12 protein-coding genes are annotated in these 17,290 nt (G+C 70.9%); 7 read left to right on the forward strand and 5 right to left on the reverse strand.

Annotation, left to right across the window (positions count from 1 at the left end; all coding sequences use genetic code 11):
• Nucleotides 1-54: 54 nt before the first annotated feature.
• Nucleotides 55-1,509, forward strand: coding sequence for a DUF1996 domain-containing protein (locus HW837_RS05740; RefSeq protein ID WP_045561559.1), 1,455 nt, complete (start codon nucleotides 55-57; stop codon nucleotides 1,507-1,509).
• 47 nt (nucleotides 1,510-1,556) lie between these two features.
• Here HW837_RS05740 and HW837_RS05745 read toward each other — a convergent pair whose 3' ends face one another.
• The 4 genes from HW837_RS05745 to HW837_RS05760 form a co-directional block, all read right to left on the reverse strand.
• The gene (locus HW837_RS05745; protein ID WP_193381420.1) at nucleotides 1,557-2,201 is read right to left on the reverse strand and encodes a response regulator; all 645 of its coding nucleotides are present in this window, start codon (nucleotides 2,199-2,201) and stop codon (nucleotides 1,557-1,559) included.
• A 70-nt stretch (nucleotides 2,202-2,271) separates the two neighbouring features.
• A complete protein-coding gene (locus HW837_RS05750) occupies nucleotides 2,272-3,456 on the reverse strand; it encodes a sensor histidine kinase (protein WP_193381419.1) in 1,185 nt (394 codons plus the stop codon).
• Nucleotides 3,457-3,541: 85 nt separating this feature from the next.
• On the reverse strand, nucleotides 3,542-4,987 hold the full coding sequence (locus HW837_RS05755) for a sensor histidine kinase (RefSeq protein ID WP_045561562.1): 1,446 nt from the start codon (nucleotides 4,985-4,987) through the stop codon (nucleotides 3,542-3,544).
• A complete protein-coding gene (locus HW837_RS05760) occupies nucleotides 4,984-5,673 on the reverse strand; it encodes a response regulator transcription factor (RefSeq protein WP_078853809.1) in 690 nt (229 codons plus the stop codon). Before HW837_RS05760 ends, HW837_RS05755 begins: the two co-directional genes overlap by 4 nt.
• 148 nt (nucleotides 5,674-5,821) lie before the next feature.
• On the opposite strand from HW837_RS05760, the gene HW837_RS05765 reads away from it, so the two are divergent.
• The 6 genes from HW837_RS05765 (at nucleotide 5,822) to HW837_RS05790 (ending at nucleotide 16,463) form a co-directional block, all read left to right on the forward strand.
• Entirely contained in the window at nucleotides 5,822-7,165 is a 1,344-nt protein-coding gene (locus tag HW837_RS05765) for a ferredoxin reductase family protein (RefSeq protein WP_193381418.1), read from the forward strand.
• A gap of 27 nt (nucleotides 7,166-7,192) precedes the next feature.
• The gene (locus tag HW837_RS05770; protein WP_045561564.1) at nucleotides 7,193-7,921 is read left to right on the forward strand and encodes an FMN-binding protein; all 729 of its coding nucleotides are present in this window, start codon (nucleotides 7,193-7,195) and stop codon (nucleotides 7,919-7,921) included.
• 4 nt (nucleotides 7,922-7,925) lie between these two features.
• Nucleotides 7,926-8,648, forward strand: a complete 723-nt coding sequence (locus HW837_RS05775) for an FAD:protein FMN transferase (protein WP_045561565.1) — start codon at nucleotides 7,926-7,928, stop codon at nucleotides 8,646-8,648.
• 153 nt (nucleotides 8,649-8,801) lie between these two features.
• Nucleotides 8,802-9,761, forward strand: coding sequence for a GNAT family N-acetyltransferase (locus HW837_RS05780; protein WP_093788593.1), 960 nt, complete (start codon nucleotides 8,802-8,804; stop codon nucleotides 9,759-9,761).
• 248 nt (nucleotides 9,762-10,009) lie between these two features.
• Nucleotides 10,010-15,208 (forward strand): family 43 glycosylhydrolase, encoded by a 5,199-nt coding sequence (locus tag HW837_RS05785; RefSeq protein WP_093788595.1) that lies wholly within the window; start codon nucleotides 10,010-10,012, stop codon nucleotides 15,206-15,208.
• A 274-nt stretch (nucleotides 15,209-15,482) separates the two neighbouring features.
• Complete coding sequence (locus tag HW837_RS05790) at nucleotides 15,483-16,463, forward strand: LLM class flavin-dependent oxidoreductase (RefSeq protein ID WP_093788597.1); 981 nt, start codon at nucleotides 15,483-15,485, stop codon at nucleotides 16,461-16,463.
• Here HW837_RS05790 and HW837_RS05795 read toward each other — a convergent pair.
• Nucleotides 16,427-17,287, reverse strand: coding sequence for a lysophospholipid acyltransferase family protein (locus HW837_RS05795; protein WP_045561569.1), 861 nt, complete (start codon nucleotides 17,285-17,287; stop codon nucleotides 16,427-16,429). The genes HW837_RS05790 and HW837_RS05795 overlap by 37 nt on opposite strands.
• Between the last annotated feature and the right edge of the window lie 3 nt (nucleotides 17,288-17,290).

Consider the following 17,290-nt stretch of genomic DNA (forward strand, 5'->3'; position numbering starts at 1 on the left):
CGCAAGACCCGTGCCGGATGACCCGCCGGCGCCGGAGTGTCCTTGAGAGGCCTGATGAGACGCAACACGCGAAAGAGATCGAACACCGCCCGCCGAGCGGTGGGTGCGGCAGCCGCAGTGGCCATCGGTGCCGGCGGCCTGGTGGCGGTCAACATCTACGCCTCGGCAGGCGAGACCGGCTCCAAGGCACCCGCCCAGAACCAGGTGCTCGCGGCCGGAACGTCCACCATCGAGTGCCCCGACGTGGGCCAGAAGCTGACGTCGGTACCGGCCCAGGCGAAGGCTCAGGTCGACAGGGAACTGGCCCTGCTCGACAAGCAGATCTCCGAGGCGTACCAGCGCCTCTCCACCTCGCAGAGGGCGATCCAGCAGGACCCCAATTTCGCGCAGAACGCGATCGTGGGCCCGCTGAAGGACAAGCGGAAGGCGACGATCGACCGGATCGCCACCGCCATCGGCCGGGTGGCCGCCAAGCCGCAGGGCCTCGACGCGCTGGCGGCCTGCACGCTGCGCGCCACCGGCAACCAGCCCGCTCCAGCGCCGAGCGGCGGCGCCAACCAGGGCGGCAACAACACCAATGCCGGGGTGGCCGGCAACGGTCCCGTGGCCGCCGACTTCGTGGACATCACCAAGGTGCGGCCCAACGTGCGCACGCCCGCCAGGTCGGCGCAGGCCTCGAAGGGCAGCTTCGTCACCAAGTGCGGGGTGAACGCCAACAAGCTGTACAACAGCGACAACGTCATCGTCGCGCCCGGTGTCACCAACGGCGCCCACCACATGCACGACTACGTCGGCAACCAGGACAACGACGCCTTCTCCAGCGACCAGGACCTCGCCAAGGCCGGGACCAGCTGCCGGAACAAGGGTGACAGGTCGTCGTACTTCTGGCCGGTGCTGCGACTCCAGGACGGCACCAAGGAGTTCGACGCCGCCCAGCAGGGCGGCGGCGCCGAGGGCAACTCGGGCCGGATCCTGACGGCGAAGCAGGCCACCCTGAACTTCGTGGGCAGCCCCCGCGGCAAGGTGGTGGCGATGCCCAGGCTGCTGCGCATCATCACCGGTGACGCCAAGGCGTTCGTCAACGGCCCCGCCAACGCCAACGCCTCCTGGAGCTGCACCGGCTTCGAGAACAAGGTGCAGCTGAAGGACAAGTACCCGCTCTGCCCCGCGGGCAGCGACGTGGTGCGCACCTTCAAGTTCCAGAGCTGCTGGGACGGCAAGAACATCGACAGCGCCAACCACCGTACGCACGTGGCCTTCGCCGACGCGAACGGCAACTGCGCGGCCGGTTTCAAGGCCATCCCGCAGCTGGTGCAGCGGCTGGTGTACGACGTGGACGCGCCCAGCGTGAAGGACAACGGCAAGACCCGTCCGTTCTACTCGCTGGACAGCTTCCCCGAGCAGCAGCACAAGCCGGTCACCGACCACGGTGACTTCATCAACGTCTTCGACCAGAAGCTGATGAACAAGGCGGTCCAGTGCATCAACACCGGACGCAAGTGCAGCTGAGTTGAGACCCTGGGTGGGTGGGCGCCGTCGTGACGGCGCCCACCCACCTATGTGTTGTTCAGATACGCCAGCACGGCCAGCACCCTGCGGTGTCCGCTGTCGCCGGTCGGCAGGCCGAGCTTCGCGAAGACGTTGCCGATGTGCTTGCTGACGGCTCGTTCGGTGACCACCAGGGTGCGGGCGATGCCGGCGTTGTCGTGGCCCTCGGCCATCAGCTTCAGCACCTCGCGCTCGCGCGGGGTGAGCGAGTCGAGCGGTGAGTCCTTGCGGCGGGTGAGCAGTTCGGCGACGACCTCCGGGTCGAGCGCGGTACCGCCGGCCGCGACCCGGTCGAGGGCGTCGAGGAACTCGTCGACCCGGCCGACCCGGTCCTTGAGCAGATAGCCGACCCCGCCCGCTCCGCCGCCGAGCAGCTCGGCGGCGTACGACTCCTCCACGTACTGCGAGAGGACCAGCACCGGGAGGCCGGGGAGCCGCCGGCGGGCCTCCAGCGCCGCGCGCAGTCCCTCGTCGCGGAATCCGGGCGGCATCCGGACGTCCAGGACGGCGATGTCCGGGCGGTGTTCCAGCAGGGCGGGGAGGACCTCGGGGCCGCTGCCCGCGACCGCGACGACCTCGTGTCCGGCCGAGGCCAGCAGCAGGACGAGACCCTCTCTGAGCAGGGCGTTGTCCTCGGCGATCACCACACGCACGGCCGTACCACCTCAGTCGTCGACCGCCGTGTGCGCGAGGTGCCCCGATCGGTCGTCGGTTTCCTTCCGCTCACCATACGCAGGGCAGCTCCACCGTGATCACGGTGGGCCCGCCGGCCGGGCTGGTCACGGTCATCGTCCCGTCGAGCGCGGCGACCCGCCGCCGCATCCCGAGGAGTCCGGATCCGCCCGTCGTGACGGGCCCGGCGGCCGCGCCGGAGGCCTCGGCGCCGCCGCGGCCGTCGTCCCGCACCCGGATGTCCACGCCCCGGGCCGTGCGGGTGAGGCGGACCTCGGCGTGGTCGCAGCCGCTGTGCTTGGCGGCGTTGGTGAGGGCCTCGGCGACGACGAAGTAGGCGGCGGCCTCCACCGCGGCGGGCGGGCGCGGGCCGTCGGTGTCCTCCAGCCCGCTCACCTCGACGGTCACGTCGATCCCGCCGGCGGCGGCGAGGGCACGCACGGCGCCGGCCAGGCCCCGGTCGGTGAGGATCGGGGGGTGGATGCCGCGGACGACGTGGCGGAGTTCGGTCAGTGCGGCCTCGGCCTGTTCCTGGGCGTCGAGCAGCAGCCTGCGAGCGGCCTCCGGGTCGCGGTCGTACGCGCGGCGGGCGAGGCCGAGCCGCAGGGAGAGCGAGACGAGGCGGGCCTGGGCGCCGTCGTGCAGGTCGCGTTCGATACGGCGGAGTTCGGCGCCGTGGGCGGCGATCGCGTCGGCGCGGGTCGCCGTCAGTTCCTCCACCCGTTCGGCGAGGCGGGCCTTGGGGGACGGCCTGAGCAGGGCCTCGGACCAGCGGGCGTCCAGGTCGGCGAGGCGGCTGATCAGCGGCAGGACCAGGGCGTCGCGGCGCAGCAGGCCGCACCGCACGCTGTCGACGGCCAGGCCCAGCGGCCACAGCGGCACCGCGAGGAGGAAGAGGGCGCCGTAGACGTAGTACGCGAGCATCCAGCGGGCGTCGGTGCGGGTGCCGGGGTCGCGGACGGCGATCCGCAGGCGTTCGCGGAGGGTGCCCTCGATCGGCTGGTAGGCCTCGGGGACGGCCCGGCCGGTCCAGGCGGCCACGTGGCGGCGCTTCGCGCCGGCGATGCGGCGGATCAGGATCACGGTCTCGGGCAGCATCCAGGCGCCCACCACGGCGAGGGTGGCGACGGCGGTGATCAGCAGCACCGTGATGAAGAGGTACATGCCGAACGCCATCCCGGCGGCGACGACCAACTGAACCATGGCTCGCGCGGCCCGCCGCACCGTCGTACCCATGGGGGCCAGATTAGGCGACGGGGTGGGGTGGGAGTGGTCGGGCGGGCTGGGGGGGTGACTCCCGTCGTGACCTGCGCGCCGCCCCCTACAACTGCACCCCACCCAGTGGCAGTCGGACCGTGAAGGTCGTCGTGCCCGGTTCGCTGGTCAGGGTGATCGTGCCGGCGTGGGCGCGGACCAGGGAGTGGGCCACGGCCAGGCCCAGGCCGCTGCCGCCGCGGTCGCGGCTGCGGGCCTTGTCGACGCGGTAGAAGCGGTCGAAGACGCGCTCCTGGTCGTCGGCCGGGATACCGGGCCCCGAGTCGGTGATCCGCACCTCCGCCGTGCCGGACACCACGACGACCTCCACGGAGACCTTCGTACCGGGCGGTGTGTGCACCGCGGCGTTGGTGAGGAGGTTGTCGAGGACCTGCCGGATGCGCAGCGGGTCGAGGCGCAGCCGCACGGGGTCGGAGCCGGTCGCCACGGTCAGCGGACGGTCGGGGTGCCCGGCCCGGAAGCCGTCGGCCGCCTGGCGCGCCAGCTCCACCAGGTCGGCCTCCTCCAGCCGCAGCGGTGCCTCCACATCGGCGGCGTCGAGGCGGGCCAGCATCAGCAGGTCGTCCAGGAGGACACCCATCCGGGCCGCCTCGGCACGCAGCCGGGCCAGGTGCTTGTCGCGCTCCTCGGGGCTGTGCGCGGCGGCGTACTGGAAGAGGTCGGCGTACCCGCGTACCGACATCAGCGGGGTGCGCAGCTCGTGGGAGGCGTCGGCGACGAAGCGGCGCAGGCGCTGTTCCGCCTCGGTGCGGACGGCGAGCGCGTCGTCGATGTGCTCCAGCATGGTGTTGAAGGCGGTGCGCAGTTCCTCGACCTCGAACCCGCCGTCGCGGTTGTCGTGGCGCACGGGCAGCCGCGCCGAGTCCGTCAGGTCGTGCGAGGTGATGCCGCGGGCGGTGTGCGCCATGTCGCTCAGCGGTTTCAGGCCCCGCCGCAGCATGGCCCGGCCGAAGACGACGAGCGCCATCAGGGCGAGGGCGAAGGTGACGACCTGGACCGTGATCAGCCGGCCCACGGTGTCCTCGATGTCGTCCATGGGCGCGGCGCTGACCAGGACCACCCCGGGTTCCACCTCGCAGGCCCGCAGCCGGTACTGGCCGTGGCCCTTGAGGTGCTCGGTGCGGGTGACCTCCTTGCCCTCGGTGGTCAGCGCCTTGGCCACGAGGGTGAAGTCGTCGATGTCCTCGGGCAGGTCGCCCGGGTCCTCGGGCTTCTGGAGCACCGGGGTGCCGCCCGAGGTGTCGTACACGGCGTAGTACCAGCGGTAGTACTTCTTGCCCTTGAGGGTGCCGTAGTCCGCGATGCTCTTGGACTGGGCGATCTGGGCGATCTTGAGCTGTTCGTTGAGCTGCGCGGACAGGTAGTCGCGCATGTACATGGTCAGCGCGTTGCCGACGACGGCGAACACGACGAGCGCCAGGGCTCCGAGGCCGAGGGCCAGCCGGGTGCCGAGGCGCATACCGCGATAGCTCTGCTGGAGGCGGGAGATCACTCGGTGGCCTGCCGCAGCACGTAGCCGAATCCCCGCACGGTGTGGATGAGGGGTTCGCCGGTGTCGTCGAGCTTGCGGCGCAGCCGGCTGACGACCAGCTCGACGACGTTGGAGCGGCCGCCGAAGCCGTACTCCCAGACGTGGTCGAGGATCTGCGCCTTGGTGAGGACGGTCGGGGACTTGCGCATGAGGTAGCGCAGGACCTCGTACTCGGTGGGCGTGAGGGTGAGCAGCTTGTCGCCGCGGCGGACCTCGCGGGTGTCCTCGTCCATCGTCAGGTCGGCGACCTGGAGCACCGAGCGCTGGAAGGCCGGCCCGGCGCTGCGGCGCAGCACGGTGCGCAGGCGGGCCATCAGCTCCTCCACGGCGAAGGGCTTGACCAGGTAGTCGTCGCCGCCCCGGGTGAGGCCGGCGACCCGGTCGGCGACGCCGTCGCGGGCGGTCAGGAACACCACGGGCACCATCGTGCCGGTCCGGCGGAGCCGGTCGAGCACGCCGAAGCCGTCCACGTCGGGCAGCATCAGGTCCAGGACCACGATGTCGGGGCGGAACTCGGCCGCCCGCCGCAGCGCCTCCTCACCTGTGTGCGCCGTGACGGCGTCCCAGCCCTCGTAGCGGGCGACGGTCGCCACCAGGTCCGCGATCGGCGGGTCGTCGTCCACCACGAGCAGTCGCACTTTTTCCACGTGCTCATACTGCGCCACCGAGCGCCGTGCGCCATAGCCGCTCACAGCCCGGGGGCCCGATCGATAAATACTTGAAAGTTGTCCGACAGCAAAACGACAGCAGTCACCGGAGAAGCTCGTATCCCCCACTCGATCAAGGAGCTCTCCCGTGACCACTGTCCAACAACCCCCCGCGGCGGTCAGCCGCTCGGGAGCGCGTCCCAAAGTGGTCGCCCGCACCGGTCTGTACGCGGTGCTGCTGGCGAACGTCGCCGTGGTGGCCTTCTTCTTCGTGCAGGCGGGCTTCGCCTCGAACGCCCTGATCGTGCTGGGACGCCTGGCCGGTCTGTGCGGCGCGCTGCTGATGGCGTTCCAGCTGGTGCTGGTGGCGCGGCTGCCGTGGTTCGACCGGCGCATCGGCATGGACCGGCTGACCTCGTGGCACCGCTGGACCGGCTTCTCGGTGCTGTGGCTGCTGGTCACGCACGTGGTGTTCATCACCTTCGGCTACGCCCAGTCCTCGGACCTGGACCCGGTCAGCCAGCTCGTCGACCTCGCCGAGACCGTCGAGGGCGTGCTGCGCGCGATCGTCGCGCTCGGCATCATCGCGGTGATCGGCGTGGTCTCAGCCCGCTTCGCCCGCCGTCGGCTGGCCTACGAGACCTGGCACTTCATCCATCTGTACACGTACGTCGCGGTGGTGCTGGCCTTCACGCACCAGGTCGCGGCGGGGACGTCGTTCGCCTCGTCCAAGACCGCGACGGCCTACTGGTACGTGCTGTGGGGCGTGGCCCTGACCAGCGTGTTCATGGGCCGGCTGGTGCTGCCGCTGTGGCGCAACTGGCGCCACCAGCTCCGCGTCACCGCGGTCGTCCCCGAGGCCGACAACGTCGTCTCGATCTACATGACAGGGCGTGACCTGGACCGGATGCCCGCGCGGGCCGGCCAGTTCTTCCTGTGGCGGTTCCTGACCCGGGACCGCTGGTGGCAGGCCAACCCGTTCTCGCTGTCGGCCGCGCCCGACGGCACCCAGCTGCGGCTGACCGCGAAGGCGGCCGGCGAGGGCTCGGCCGCGCTGCGGCACGTCAAGGTCGGCACCCGCGTGTTCGCCGAGGGCCCGTACGGCGCCTTCACCGCGATGCACCGCACCCGGCCCGAGTCCGTGCTCATCGCCGGCGGCGTCGGTGTCACCCCGATCCGGGCCCTGCTGGAGGAGATCGAGGGCCACGCCGTGGTCATCTACCGGGTCGCCACGCAGCGGGACGCGGTCCTCTACGACGAACTCCAGCGGCTCGCCTTCGACAAGGGCGCCGAGCTGCACCTGCTCTCCGGCCCCGTCAGCCCCGACCTGCTGGCGCCGCGCGAACTGCTGCGGATGGTGCCGGACATCGCCGACCGGGACGTGTTCCTGTGCGGCCCGCCGCCGATGATGAACGCGGTCCTGGGCAGCCTGCGCGAGCTGGACGTGCCCAAGCCGCAGATCCACTTCGAACGCTTCAGCCTGGCCGGCTGAGGGACACCGGGACACGAGGACAGCACTGTGAAACGAGCCATACCCGCCCTGGTCCTGAGCGCCGCCGCGCTGGTGCCCGTCTGGCGTTACGCCCCCTCGACCGACACGACGTCCACGACGACGACCGCCGAGCCCGCGCCGTCGGCCTCCGCGGACACGTCGTCGGGCGCGACCGTGGTCACGGGCCCGACGATCGACACCGAGAAGGGGCCCGTCCAGGTCCGGGCGACCTTCCAGGGCGAGAAGATCACCGCCGTCACGTTCCTCCAGCAGCCGGACCACCCGCAGACCGAGGCGGCGGTGCCGGTACTGATCGAGGAGACCCTGACGGCACAGAGCGCCGACATCGACACCGTCTCCGGCGCCACCATCACCAGCGACGCCTACCGGGAGTCCCTCCAGGCCGCGATCGACGAGAACGGGAAGTCGGCGGCGTCCGGTTCCGACTCCGGCTCCGCGTCGGGCTCCTCCTCGTCGTCCGGCTCGGCGGAGAGTGCCGCCCAGACCGTCGCGGGCTCGACCGTCGGCACCTCCAAGGGCGACGTCCAGGTCCAGGTGACCTTCGAGGGCGACGAGATCACGGCCGTGCGGATGCTGAAGCAGCCGAACCACCCGCAGACCGAGGCCGCCGTCCCGGTACTGATCAAGGAGACCCTGACGGCGCAGAGCACCGACATCGACACCGTCTCCGGCGCCACCATCACCAGCGACGGCTACCGGGAGTCCCTCCAGGCCGCGATCGACGCGAAGGTCTGATCCGGTGCGCCGCGTCGAACACATCATGGGGTTCCCGATCTCGCTGCTGATCGAGGACGAGGAGGCCACCGCCGAGGCCGCGGAGCCGGCGTTCGCGTGGCTGCGCGAGGTCGACGCGCGGTTCAGCCCGTTCCGCGCCGACAGCGAGGTGTCACGGCTGGACCGGGGCGAGCTGCCGCCGGAGGAGATCAGCCGGGATCTCGCCGAGGTGCTGGCCCTCTGCGAGGAGTACCGGGTGGCCACGGGCGGCGCGTTCGACGTACGGCTGCCGGGGCGTGGGCTCGACCCCTGCGCCATGGTCAAGGGCTGGGCCGTGCAGCGGGCGGCGGAGCTGCTGACGGGGCTGGGCGCGAAGCGGCTGTGCCTCAACGCGGGGGGCGACGTGGCGGCGACGGGCGGGCCGTGGCGGGTGGGGGTGCGGCACCCGGAGCGGGCCGACCGCCTCTGCGCGGTCCTGTCGGTGACGGACGGCGCGGTCGCCACGTCCGCCCGCTACGAGCGCGGCGACCACATCCTCGACGGCCGCACCGGGCGCCCGGCGACGGGCCTCCTCAGCCTCACGGTGGTGGCCCCGTCGCTCACCGAGGCCGACGCGACGGCGACGGCCGCGTTCGCGATGGGCGCGGAGGGTGTGGAGTGGGCCGCGGCGAGGGAGGGGTGCGAGGTGTTCGCGGTCGACGCCCGCGAACGGGTCTTCCGCACCCCGGGGTTGCCGGTGGCGGCGTAGGGGTGCGGTGTGAGGGCGCCTCATGGCTCGGGGGTGCGGGTCGTTCGGCGACTGCGGGTGGTATGTGGCTGATCGCGCAGTTCCCCGCGCCCCTGACGGGGCACGCACGAAATCCCGTTGCGGCCCCCGCCCCCACCCCCCGACAGTGGCCCCATGACCACGACGCACCCCGCCCCCCTCCCACCCGGCCTGACCGTACGCCCCGCGACGCTCGACGACGCGGAGGCGGTGTGCGCGCTGCTCAACGAGATCGACCTGCTGGAGATCGGCCGCGCGGAGACCGAACTCGTCGAGGTACAGGCCGATCTGAAGCATCCGGAGGCGGACCTGGAGCGTGACTCCTGGCTGCTGTTCGACGGGGACCGTCTGGTGGCGTACGGCCTGCAGTGGGACGAGTCCGGCGGCGAACGCATCGACATGGACCACTACACGCTGCCGGACCGACTGCCGGGCGCGCTGCACCTGTTCGAGCTGATGGAGGCGCGGGCGGCGGAGCGCGCGGCGGCCAACGGCGTCGACCGGGCCGTCGTGCACATGCATCTCAACATCGCTCCCACGATGGACCTCGACGCGTTGCGCGGGCGGGGCTGGCGCGCGGTCCGCCGCTACCACGTGATGGACCGCGCCCTGTCCCCCGCCGAGCCCCTGCCGGCGCTCCCGCCCGGCGTCACCCTGCGCCCCTGTGCCTCCGAGCAGGACCGCAGGACGGCCCACGCCGTGCTGCAGACGGCGTTCGCCGACCACTTCGACCACCAGCCGCGCACGTACGAGCAGTGGCTGGACGACATCGACGCCGAGAACGTCGACTGGTCGCTCCTGTGGATCGCGCACGTCGACGGTCTCGGTGACGTGGCGGCGCTGCGGTCCCGCAACGACCGTTCGGCCGCGGCCTGGATCTCCAGCATCGGTGTGCTGCGCGAGGCCCGCGGCCGCGGTCTCGGCAGTCTGCTGCTGCGTCACGCCTTCGGTCACTACGCGTCCCTGGGCCGCGACCGCATCGGCCTCGGCGTCGACACCGACAACAGCACCGGAGCCCTCGCCCTCTACGAACGGCACGGCATGCGGCGGGACTTCGCGGTCGACACATGGGAATTGATACGTCCCGTCCGGTAGGCACCGGTACCGGAGCCCCCGTTCTCTCTTGAGGACGGGGGCTCCTCGTTCGGCCTGTCGGACATTGTTCGAAACCCCTTGACGCCTCACCACACGCCGATTGACACTCTCGCAACACGACGTCACATGGCCGAAACAGCGGGAGACCCGGGGCGAGGGTTCCCGCCCTTTCTCGACCCCGTTCCACCACTCCTCCCCTCACCTCTCGCCTCCCTTCCTCTGTCGTGCTCTCAGCAGGGATACTCCACATGACGTACTTCGCACGTCTGCGCGGCCGCGCGAGACGCTGGGCGGGTCCGCTCGCCGGACTGACCGCCGCGTCACTGCTTCTGGGGCTCGCCGGGCCCGCCGCTCCGGCCGCCGCGGACGACGCCGACCTCACCGACGGCCTGGCCCTCTGGTACAAGCTCGACGCCACCTCCGGCACCACCGTCACCGACGCCTCCGGCAACGGCCGGAACGGCACGGTGAACGGCACCGCCGGCTGGACCGGAGACGGGCAGGGCCTCGCCTTCAACGGTTCGGACACCTACATCAAGGTGCCGAACGACGTCATGAAGGGCATGAACTCGATCAGCGTCTCCATGGACGTGCTGATGGACGAGTCGCAGGCCGGGCCGTACTTCATCTACGGCTTCGGCAACACCACCAACGGCGCGGGCAACGGCTACCTCTTCGCCACCGGCAACTCCCTGCGCACCGCCATCGCGTCGGGCAACTGGTCGACCGAGCAGAACACCCGGCCCTCCGACTCGCACAACCTGACCCGTGCGGTGTGGAAGCAGCTCACCTACACCCAGACCGGCACCACGGGCGTGCTGTACGAGGACGGCGTCGAGGTCGGCCGCAACACCTCGGTCACCACCACCCCGGGTTCCATCGGCTCCGGCACGACGACCGCCAACTACATAGGCAAGTCGGTCTACACCAGCGACAAGCTCTTCAAGGGCAAGATCCGCGACTTCCGGGTCTACGACCGGGCCCTCGCCGGCGCCGAGGTCGAGCAGCTCTCGCTCCCCATCGCCGCGGAGGGCGTCGCCGCCGACAAGGCCGCCCTCACCCTGGGCGACACCAGCGCGGTGACCACCGACCTGGATCTGCCGAAGACCGGCACGGCCGGCGGCTCGACCATCACCTGGAAGAGCGACAACACCGCCGTGGTCTCGGACTCCGGCGCGGTGACCCGCCCCGCCGCCGGTCAGCCCGACGGCCACGCCACGCTGACGGCGACCCTGAAGAAGGGCCCCGCGAGCGCCACCAAGACCTTCGAGGTCACGGTCCTCCCCACCTTCGACGACACGACCGCCGTCGACCAGGCCGCCGAGGCACTGACCGTGCACAACCTCGACGACGCACGGGGCAACCTCACGCTGCCGGCCACCGGCACCTTCGGCACCAAGGTCGCCTGGTCCTCCGCGAACACGGACGTCGTCTCCTCCGAGGGTGTGGTGAAGCGTCCCGCGCACGGCGACGGCGCCACCACCGTGGAGCTGACCGCGACCGTCACCAAGGGCGACGCGAAGAAGACCCGCGTCTTCACCGCGAAGGTGCCGGAGCTGCCGAAGAAGGAAGCCCTCAAGGGCTATATGTTCAGCTACTTCACCGGCGAGGGCACCTCGGACGGCGAGCAGCTCTACGCGGCCCTCAGCAAGGGCAACGACCCGCTGAAGTGGCGGGAGTTGAACGACGGCAAGCCCGTCCTGACCTCCACGCTCGGCGAGAAGGGCCTGCGCGACCCGTTCATCATCCGCTCCCCCGAGGGCGACAAGTTCTACCAGATCGCCACGGACCTGAGGATCTACGGCAACGGCGACTGGGACGCCTCCCAGCGCACCGGCAGCAAGTCCATCATGGTCTGGGAGTCCACCGACCTGGTGAACTGGACCAACCAGCGTCTGGTGAAGGTCTCCCCCGACTCGGCCGGCAACACCTGGGCCCCCGAGGCGTACTACGACGAGAAGCTCGGCGAGTACGTGGTGTTCTGGGCGTCGAAGCTGTACGACAACGAGGCCCACTCCGGCGACACGTACAACCGCATGATGTACGCGACGACCCGTGACTTCTACACGTTCAGCGAGCCCAAGGTCTGGGTCGACCGCGGCTACTCGGTCATCGACTCCACGGTCATCCAGCACGACGGCGAGTACTACCGCCTCTCCAAGGACGAGCGGAACAACACCTCCTCCACCCCCAACAGCAAGTTCATCTTCGAGGAGAAGAGCGACACGCTCCGCAACCTCTCCTGGACCTCCGTCGCCGAGGGCATCGGCAAGGGCGCGATGAACGCCGCCGAGGGCCCGCTGGTGTTCAAGTCGAACACCGAGGAGAAGTGGTACGCGTTCCTCGACGAGTTCGGCGGACGCGGCTACATCCCCTTCGAGACGACCGACCTGGCCTCCGGTGTCTGGACCCCGTCCACCGGCTACGACCTGCCGTCCAAGCCCCGGCACGGCACGGTGCTCCCGGTCACCCAGGCCGAGTACGACCGGCTGCTGCAGACCTACCAGCCGGACCAGATCATCACCGACGTCGAGGACGTCAAGGTGAAGACGGGCGTCGGTGACGCCCCGGTCCTGCCGGCCACCGTCATCGCCGAGTCGGCGGACGGCGTGAAGCGGCCCGTCGCGGTCACCTGGGAGGACGTGGACCCCGCGCAGTACGCGCAGACCGGCACCTTCACGGTGAAGGGCGACATCGCCGGCGACTCGGCGATCGAGGTCACGGCGGAGGTCACGGTCTCCGCCGAGGGCCCGGACGTCCCCGCCGACCTGCTGCTGCACTACGACTTCGACGAGACCGGCGGCAGCATCGCCCGCGACTCCAGCGGCCACGGCTACCACGGCACCTACGTCCGTACGCCCGACTTCGGGACCGGCGTGGACGGCGGCTCGTTCAAGATGTCCGGCGGCAACAGCGGCTCCAGCTCGCCGTACGTCAAGATCCCGAACGGGGTCCTGAAGGGCGCGAGCGGCGTCACCGTCTCCACCTACGTGAAGTGGAAGGGCGGCGACAACTTCCAGTGGCTGTTCGGGCTCGGCCCGGACAGCAACAAGTACCTGTTCGCCACGCCGTCCAACGGCGCCGGCAAGCTGTTCTCCGCGATCACCAAGGCCACCTGGTCCGGTGAGAAGCAGATGCTCGGCGGCTCCCAGCTCACCCCGGGCGAGTGGAAGCACCTCACCGTCACCCTGAACGGCGCGACCGAGACGGCGGTCCTCTACGTGGACGGCGCCGAGGTCGCCCGGGTCGGCGGGGTCACCGTCAAGCCGTCCGACCTGTACGACTCCGCCAAGGACCACTCCGGCTACATCGGCAAGTCGCTGTACTCCCCGGACCCGTACTTCGGCGGCGAGGTCGACGACTTCCGGATCTACAACCGGGCCCTGACGCCGGCCGAGGTCCTGGAGCTCGGCGGCAACACCACCGGGATCGCGGCAGTGACCCACCCGGCGCTCAAGACCGACGCGATCATCACCGACAAGGACAGCAAGGTCGTCCTCCCGCTCACCCCGGGCAGTGATGTCACCGCCCTGGCACCGGAGTTCACCCTCGCCCACGGCGCGACCATCAGCCCCGCCTCCGGCACCCTGCGCGACTTCAGCAAGCCGGTCACGTACGAGGTCACGGGCTCGGACGGGAAGAAGCGCACCTGGACCGTCTCGGCGGTGGTCATGAAGAGCCCGGTCCTGCCCGGTCTCAACGCCGACCCGAACATCGTCCGCTTCGGTGACACCTTCTACATCTACCCGACCACCGACGGCTTCGAGGGCTGGAGCGGTACGCAGTTCAAGGCGTACTCCTCCAAGGACCTGGTCAACTGGACCGACCACGGCGTCATCCTGGACCTGGGTCCGGACGTCTCCTGGGCGGACAGCAGGGCCTGGGCGCCGGCGATGGAGGAGAAGAACGGCAAGTACTACTTCTACTTCTGCGCCGACGCGAACATCGGTGTCGCGGTCTCCGACTCGCCCACCGGCCCGTTCAAGGACGCGCTCGGCAAGCCGCTGCTGAAGGCCGGTGACCACACGGGCCAGATGATCGACCCGGCCGTCTTCACCGACGACGACGGCACGTCGTACCTCTACTGGGGCAACGGCCGCGCGTACGTGGTCCCGTTGAACGACGACATGGTGTCGTTCGACGCCGCCAAGGTCACGAACATCACCCCCAGCGGCTACAACGAGGGCACCTTCGTCATCAAGCGCAAGGGCACCTACTACTTCATGTGGTCGGAGAACGACACACGTGACGAGAACTACCGGGTCGCCTACGCCACCGGCTCCTCGCCCACCGGTCCCTGGACCAAGCAGGGCGTGATCCTGGAGAAGGACCTCTCGCTCGGTATCAAGGGCCCCGGCCACCACTCGGTGGTCCACGTCCCGAACACCGACGACTGGTACATCGCCTACCACCGCTTCGCCATCCCCGGCGGTGACGGCACGCACCGCGAAACCACCATCGACAAGCTGGAGTTCGACGCCGACGGCCTGCTGAAGAAGGTCGTCCCGACCCTGGAGAGCATCGACCCGGTCACCATCGCCCGGGCCGGCGCGGACGCCTCCGGCAAGGAAGGCGCCAAGATCCCGCTGAACGGCTCGGTCTCCGGCGCGGGCGGCGCCCAGTGGACGATCGGCAACGACGTGCCCTGCCTCTTCGCCGACGCCAAGTCCGCGAAGACCACGGTCACCTGCGCCGACAACGGCACGTACACGCTCACCCTGACCGGCGGCCGCAGCAGCGACACGGTGACGGTGACCGTCACCAACGCGGCCCCGAAGATCACCTCCGCGGCCGGCCCCAAGTCCCCGGTGGCGGTGGGCAAGGGCACCTCGGTCTCGGCGAAGTTCACCGACCCGGGCACCCGCGACACCCACACCTGCAAGGTCGACTGGAAGGACGGCACCAAGCCCACCGCCGGCAAGGTCGCCGCCGGCGGCTGCAAGGCCGAGCACACCTACCGCAAGGCCGGCATCTTCCGCCCGGTGATCACCGTCACCGACGACGACGGCGCCTCGGTGAGCAGCACGCTCCCCGAGCTGATCGTCTACGACCGGGCCGCCGGTTCCGCGACCGGCAAGGGCAGCTTCACCTCACCGGCCGGCGCGTTCCCGGCGAGCCCGAAGCTGACCGGCACGGCGGGCTTCTCCTTCACCGCCAAGTACGGCAAGGGTGACACCCGGCCGTCCGGCAAGGCGGCGCTCGACTTCGCCAAGGCCAAGCTGAAGTTCCGCTCCACCGGCTCCGACTGGCTGGTGGTCACCGGCTCGAAGGCGGTCTACCAGGGCTCCGGCACGGTCAACGGGAAGACCGGCTACGCGTTCCGGATCACGGCCACGGACGGCCCGGACACCTTCAAGATCAAGATCTGGAAGAAGTCCTCGGGTGCGGTGGTCTACGAGAACAAGACGGCCGCGAAGACGAAGGGGATCACGATCGGCCGCAAGTAACCCCTGAGCGACACCTTGACCGAGCCGCGTCCGGATTCCTTCCGGGCGCGGTTCGGTTTTTTCGGGGGGCGTCGGCGGGTGGTCTCGCGCGGGCCGGTGGGGGCTTCTCGCGCAGTTCCCCGCGCCCCTGAAGGGCCTACGGCCCTTTCGGGCCGAAAAAGCAGGAGCGCAGCCCCGCTTTTTCAGGGGCGCGGGGAACTGCGCGACCAGCCCCCACCCACCCGCACCCCGCGACGTACGGGAATCCCCCCACCCCCACAACGTTGAACCCCATATGCGCTTCTCCGTCCTCGACCGCTCCCGCACCCGCGAACACCACACCGCCCCCGAGGCCCTGCGGGACACCGTCCAGCTGGCCCGAGACGCGGAGCGGCTCGGATTCCACCGCTTCTGGGTGTCGGAGCACCACGGCGTCCCCGGCGTGGCCGGCTCCGCCCCGACCGTCCTGGCCGCGGCCGTCGCCGCCGCCACCCGCACCATCCGCGTGGGCACCGGAGGGGTCATGCTCCCCAACCACCGCCCACTGATCGTCGCGGAGCAGTTCGGCGTCCTGGAGTCCCTGTTCCCGGGCCGCATCGACATGGGGCTCGGCCGCTCCGTCGGCTTCACGGACGGCGTACGCCGGGCGCTGGGCCGGGACAAGGACGATGCCGACGACTTCGCGGGCCAGTTGGACGAGCTGCTCTCCTGGTTCCGGGGCACCTCCCCGACCGGCGTGCACGCCCGCCCGCCGGAGGGCCTCGCCGTCCCCCCGTTCGTGCTGGCGATGGGCGAGGGCGCCGACATCGCCGCACGGGCCGGCCTGCCGATGGTGATCGGCGACCTCCGCGACCGCGAGCGGATGCGGCACGGCATCGACCGCTACCGCGCTGGGTTCCGTCCGTCCGTGTGGGCCGAGGAGCCGTACGTCGTCGTCTCCGGCACGATCGCCGTCGCCGGCACCCCGGAGGAGGCGCGCCGGATCCTGCTCCCCGAGGCGTGGGCCATGGCCCACTCCCGCACCCGCGGCACGTTCCCGCCGCTCGCCCCTGCGGAGGAGGTCGAGCGGCGGACCATGACGTCGAAGGAGCGCGGCTTCTACGAGGCCGGGCTGACCGGCCAGGTGTACGGCACCGAGGAGCAGGTGGCGTACGAACTGGAATCGCTGATCAAGGAGACGGGCGCCCAGGAGCTCCTGGTCACGACGAGCACGTACGACCGCGAGGCGCTGCTGGACTCCTACACGAGGCTGGCCCGGATCGCGGGGCTCGGCTGACCCGGCCGGCACCCGCCATACGCTTCGGTCGCGTGTTCGACCATGGCCGCCACGTCGATCACCGCCGTCTGCGCGGCCGCCGCCAGCGCCCGCCGGTCGAGGTGGTCGGCCGGGCCGATGACGGGCCGTACGTCCACCTCGGCGACGACGCCGCGAGCGGTCACCACCCGCCACACGGAGGCGAGCAGCGAGTCGTCCCCGACATAGGCGGGTGCGGTGCTCGCGCCGCCCTCGGCGCACCGGTAGCGGACGCGGACCGGCTGCACGGGCACGTCGGCGTCGAGGGCGGCCTGGAAGACGGCCCGCCGGAAGCGGCCCTGGGCACGGCCGCACCAGGTGCTCCCCTCGGGGAAGGCGACGACGGCCGCCCCGCCGCGCAGGGCGCCCGCGATACGGGTGACCGTGTCCGGCAGCGCGCGGATCCGGTCCCGCTCGATGAACAGCACTCCGCTCCGCGCCACGAGGGCGCCCGCCACGGGCCACTCCCGGATGTCGGCCTTGGCGAGCATCCGCGCCGGCCGCACCGCGCCGAGCAGCGGTATGTCCAGCCAGGAGACATGGTTGGCGACGAGCAGCAGCCCGCCGTCGGGGGCGGCGCCGGAGATCCGAACCCGGACACCGGACGCCCGTACGACCGCCCGGCACCACAGCCGTACGACCCCGGCCGGAGCCCGCAGACCGACGACACTCACCAGCACCCCGACGAGGACCAGCGCCACGACCGCCACGAATCGCGCGCCGGCCCGCGGCACGGCGGCGACCTGCCTGCTCACCTCCACACACGCCTGCGGGCTGCAGGGCGCGCTGGGCAGCCACACGCTCATCGG

This window comes from Streptomyces caniscabiei (assembly GCF_014930365.1).
Classification (GTDB): Bacteria; Actinomycetota; Actinomycetes; order Streptomycetales; family Streptomycetaceae; genus Streptomyces; species Streptomyces caniscabiei.

What these genes read in the sequence shown, in the direction of transcription:
- HW837_RS05740 (WP_045561559.1), top strand. Translation starts at nt 55, where the DNA reads ATGAGACGCAACACGCGAAAGAGATCGAACACCGCCCGCCGAGCGGTG.
- HW837_RS05750 (WP_193381419.1), bottom strand. Translation starts at nt 3,456, where the DNA reads ATGGGTACGACGGTGCGGCGGGCCGCGCGAGCCATGGTTCAGTTGGTC.
- HW837_RS05780 (WP_093788593.1), top strand. Translation starts at nt 8,802, where the DNA reads ATGACCACGACGCACCCCGCCCCCCTCCCACCCGGCCTGACCGTACGC.
- HW837_RS05785 (WP_093788595.1), top strand. Translation starts at nt 10,010, where the DNA reads ATGACGTACTTCGCACGTCTGCGCGGCCGCGCGAGACGCTGGGCGGGT.
- HW837_RS05790 (WP_093788597.1), top strand. Translation starts at nt 15,483, where the DNA reads ATGCGCTTCTCCGTCCTCGACCGCTCCCGCACCCGCGAACACCACACC.
- HW837_RS05795 (WP_045561569.1), bottom strand. Translation starts at nt 17,287, where the DNA reads ATGAGCGTGTGGCTGCCCAGCGCGCCCTGCAGCCCGCAGGCGTGTGTG.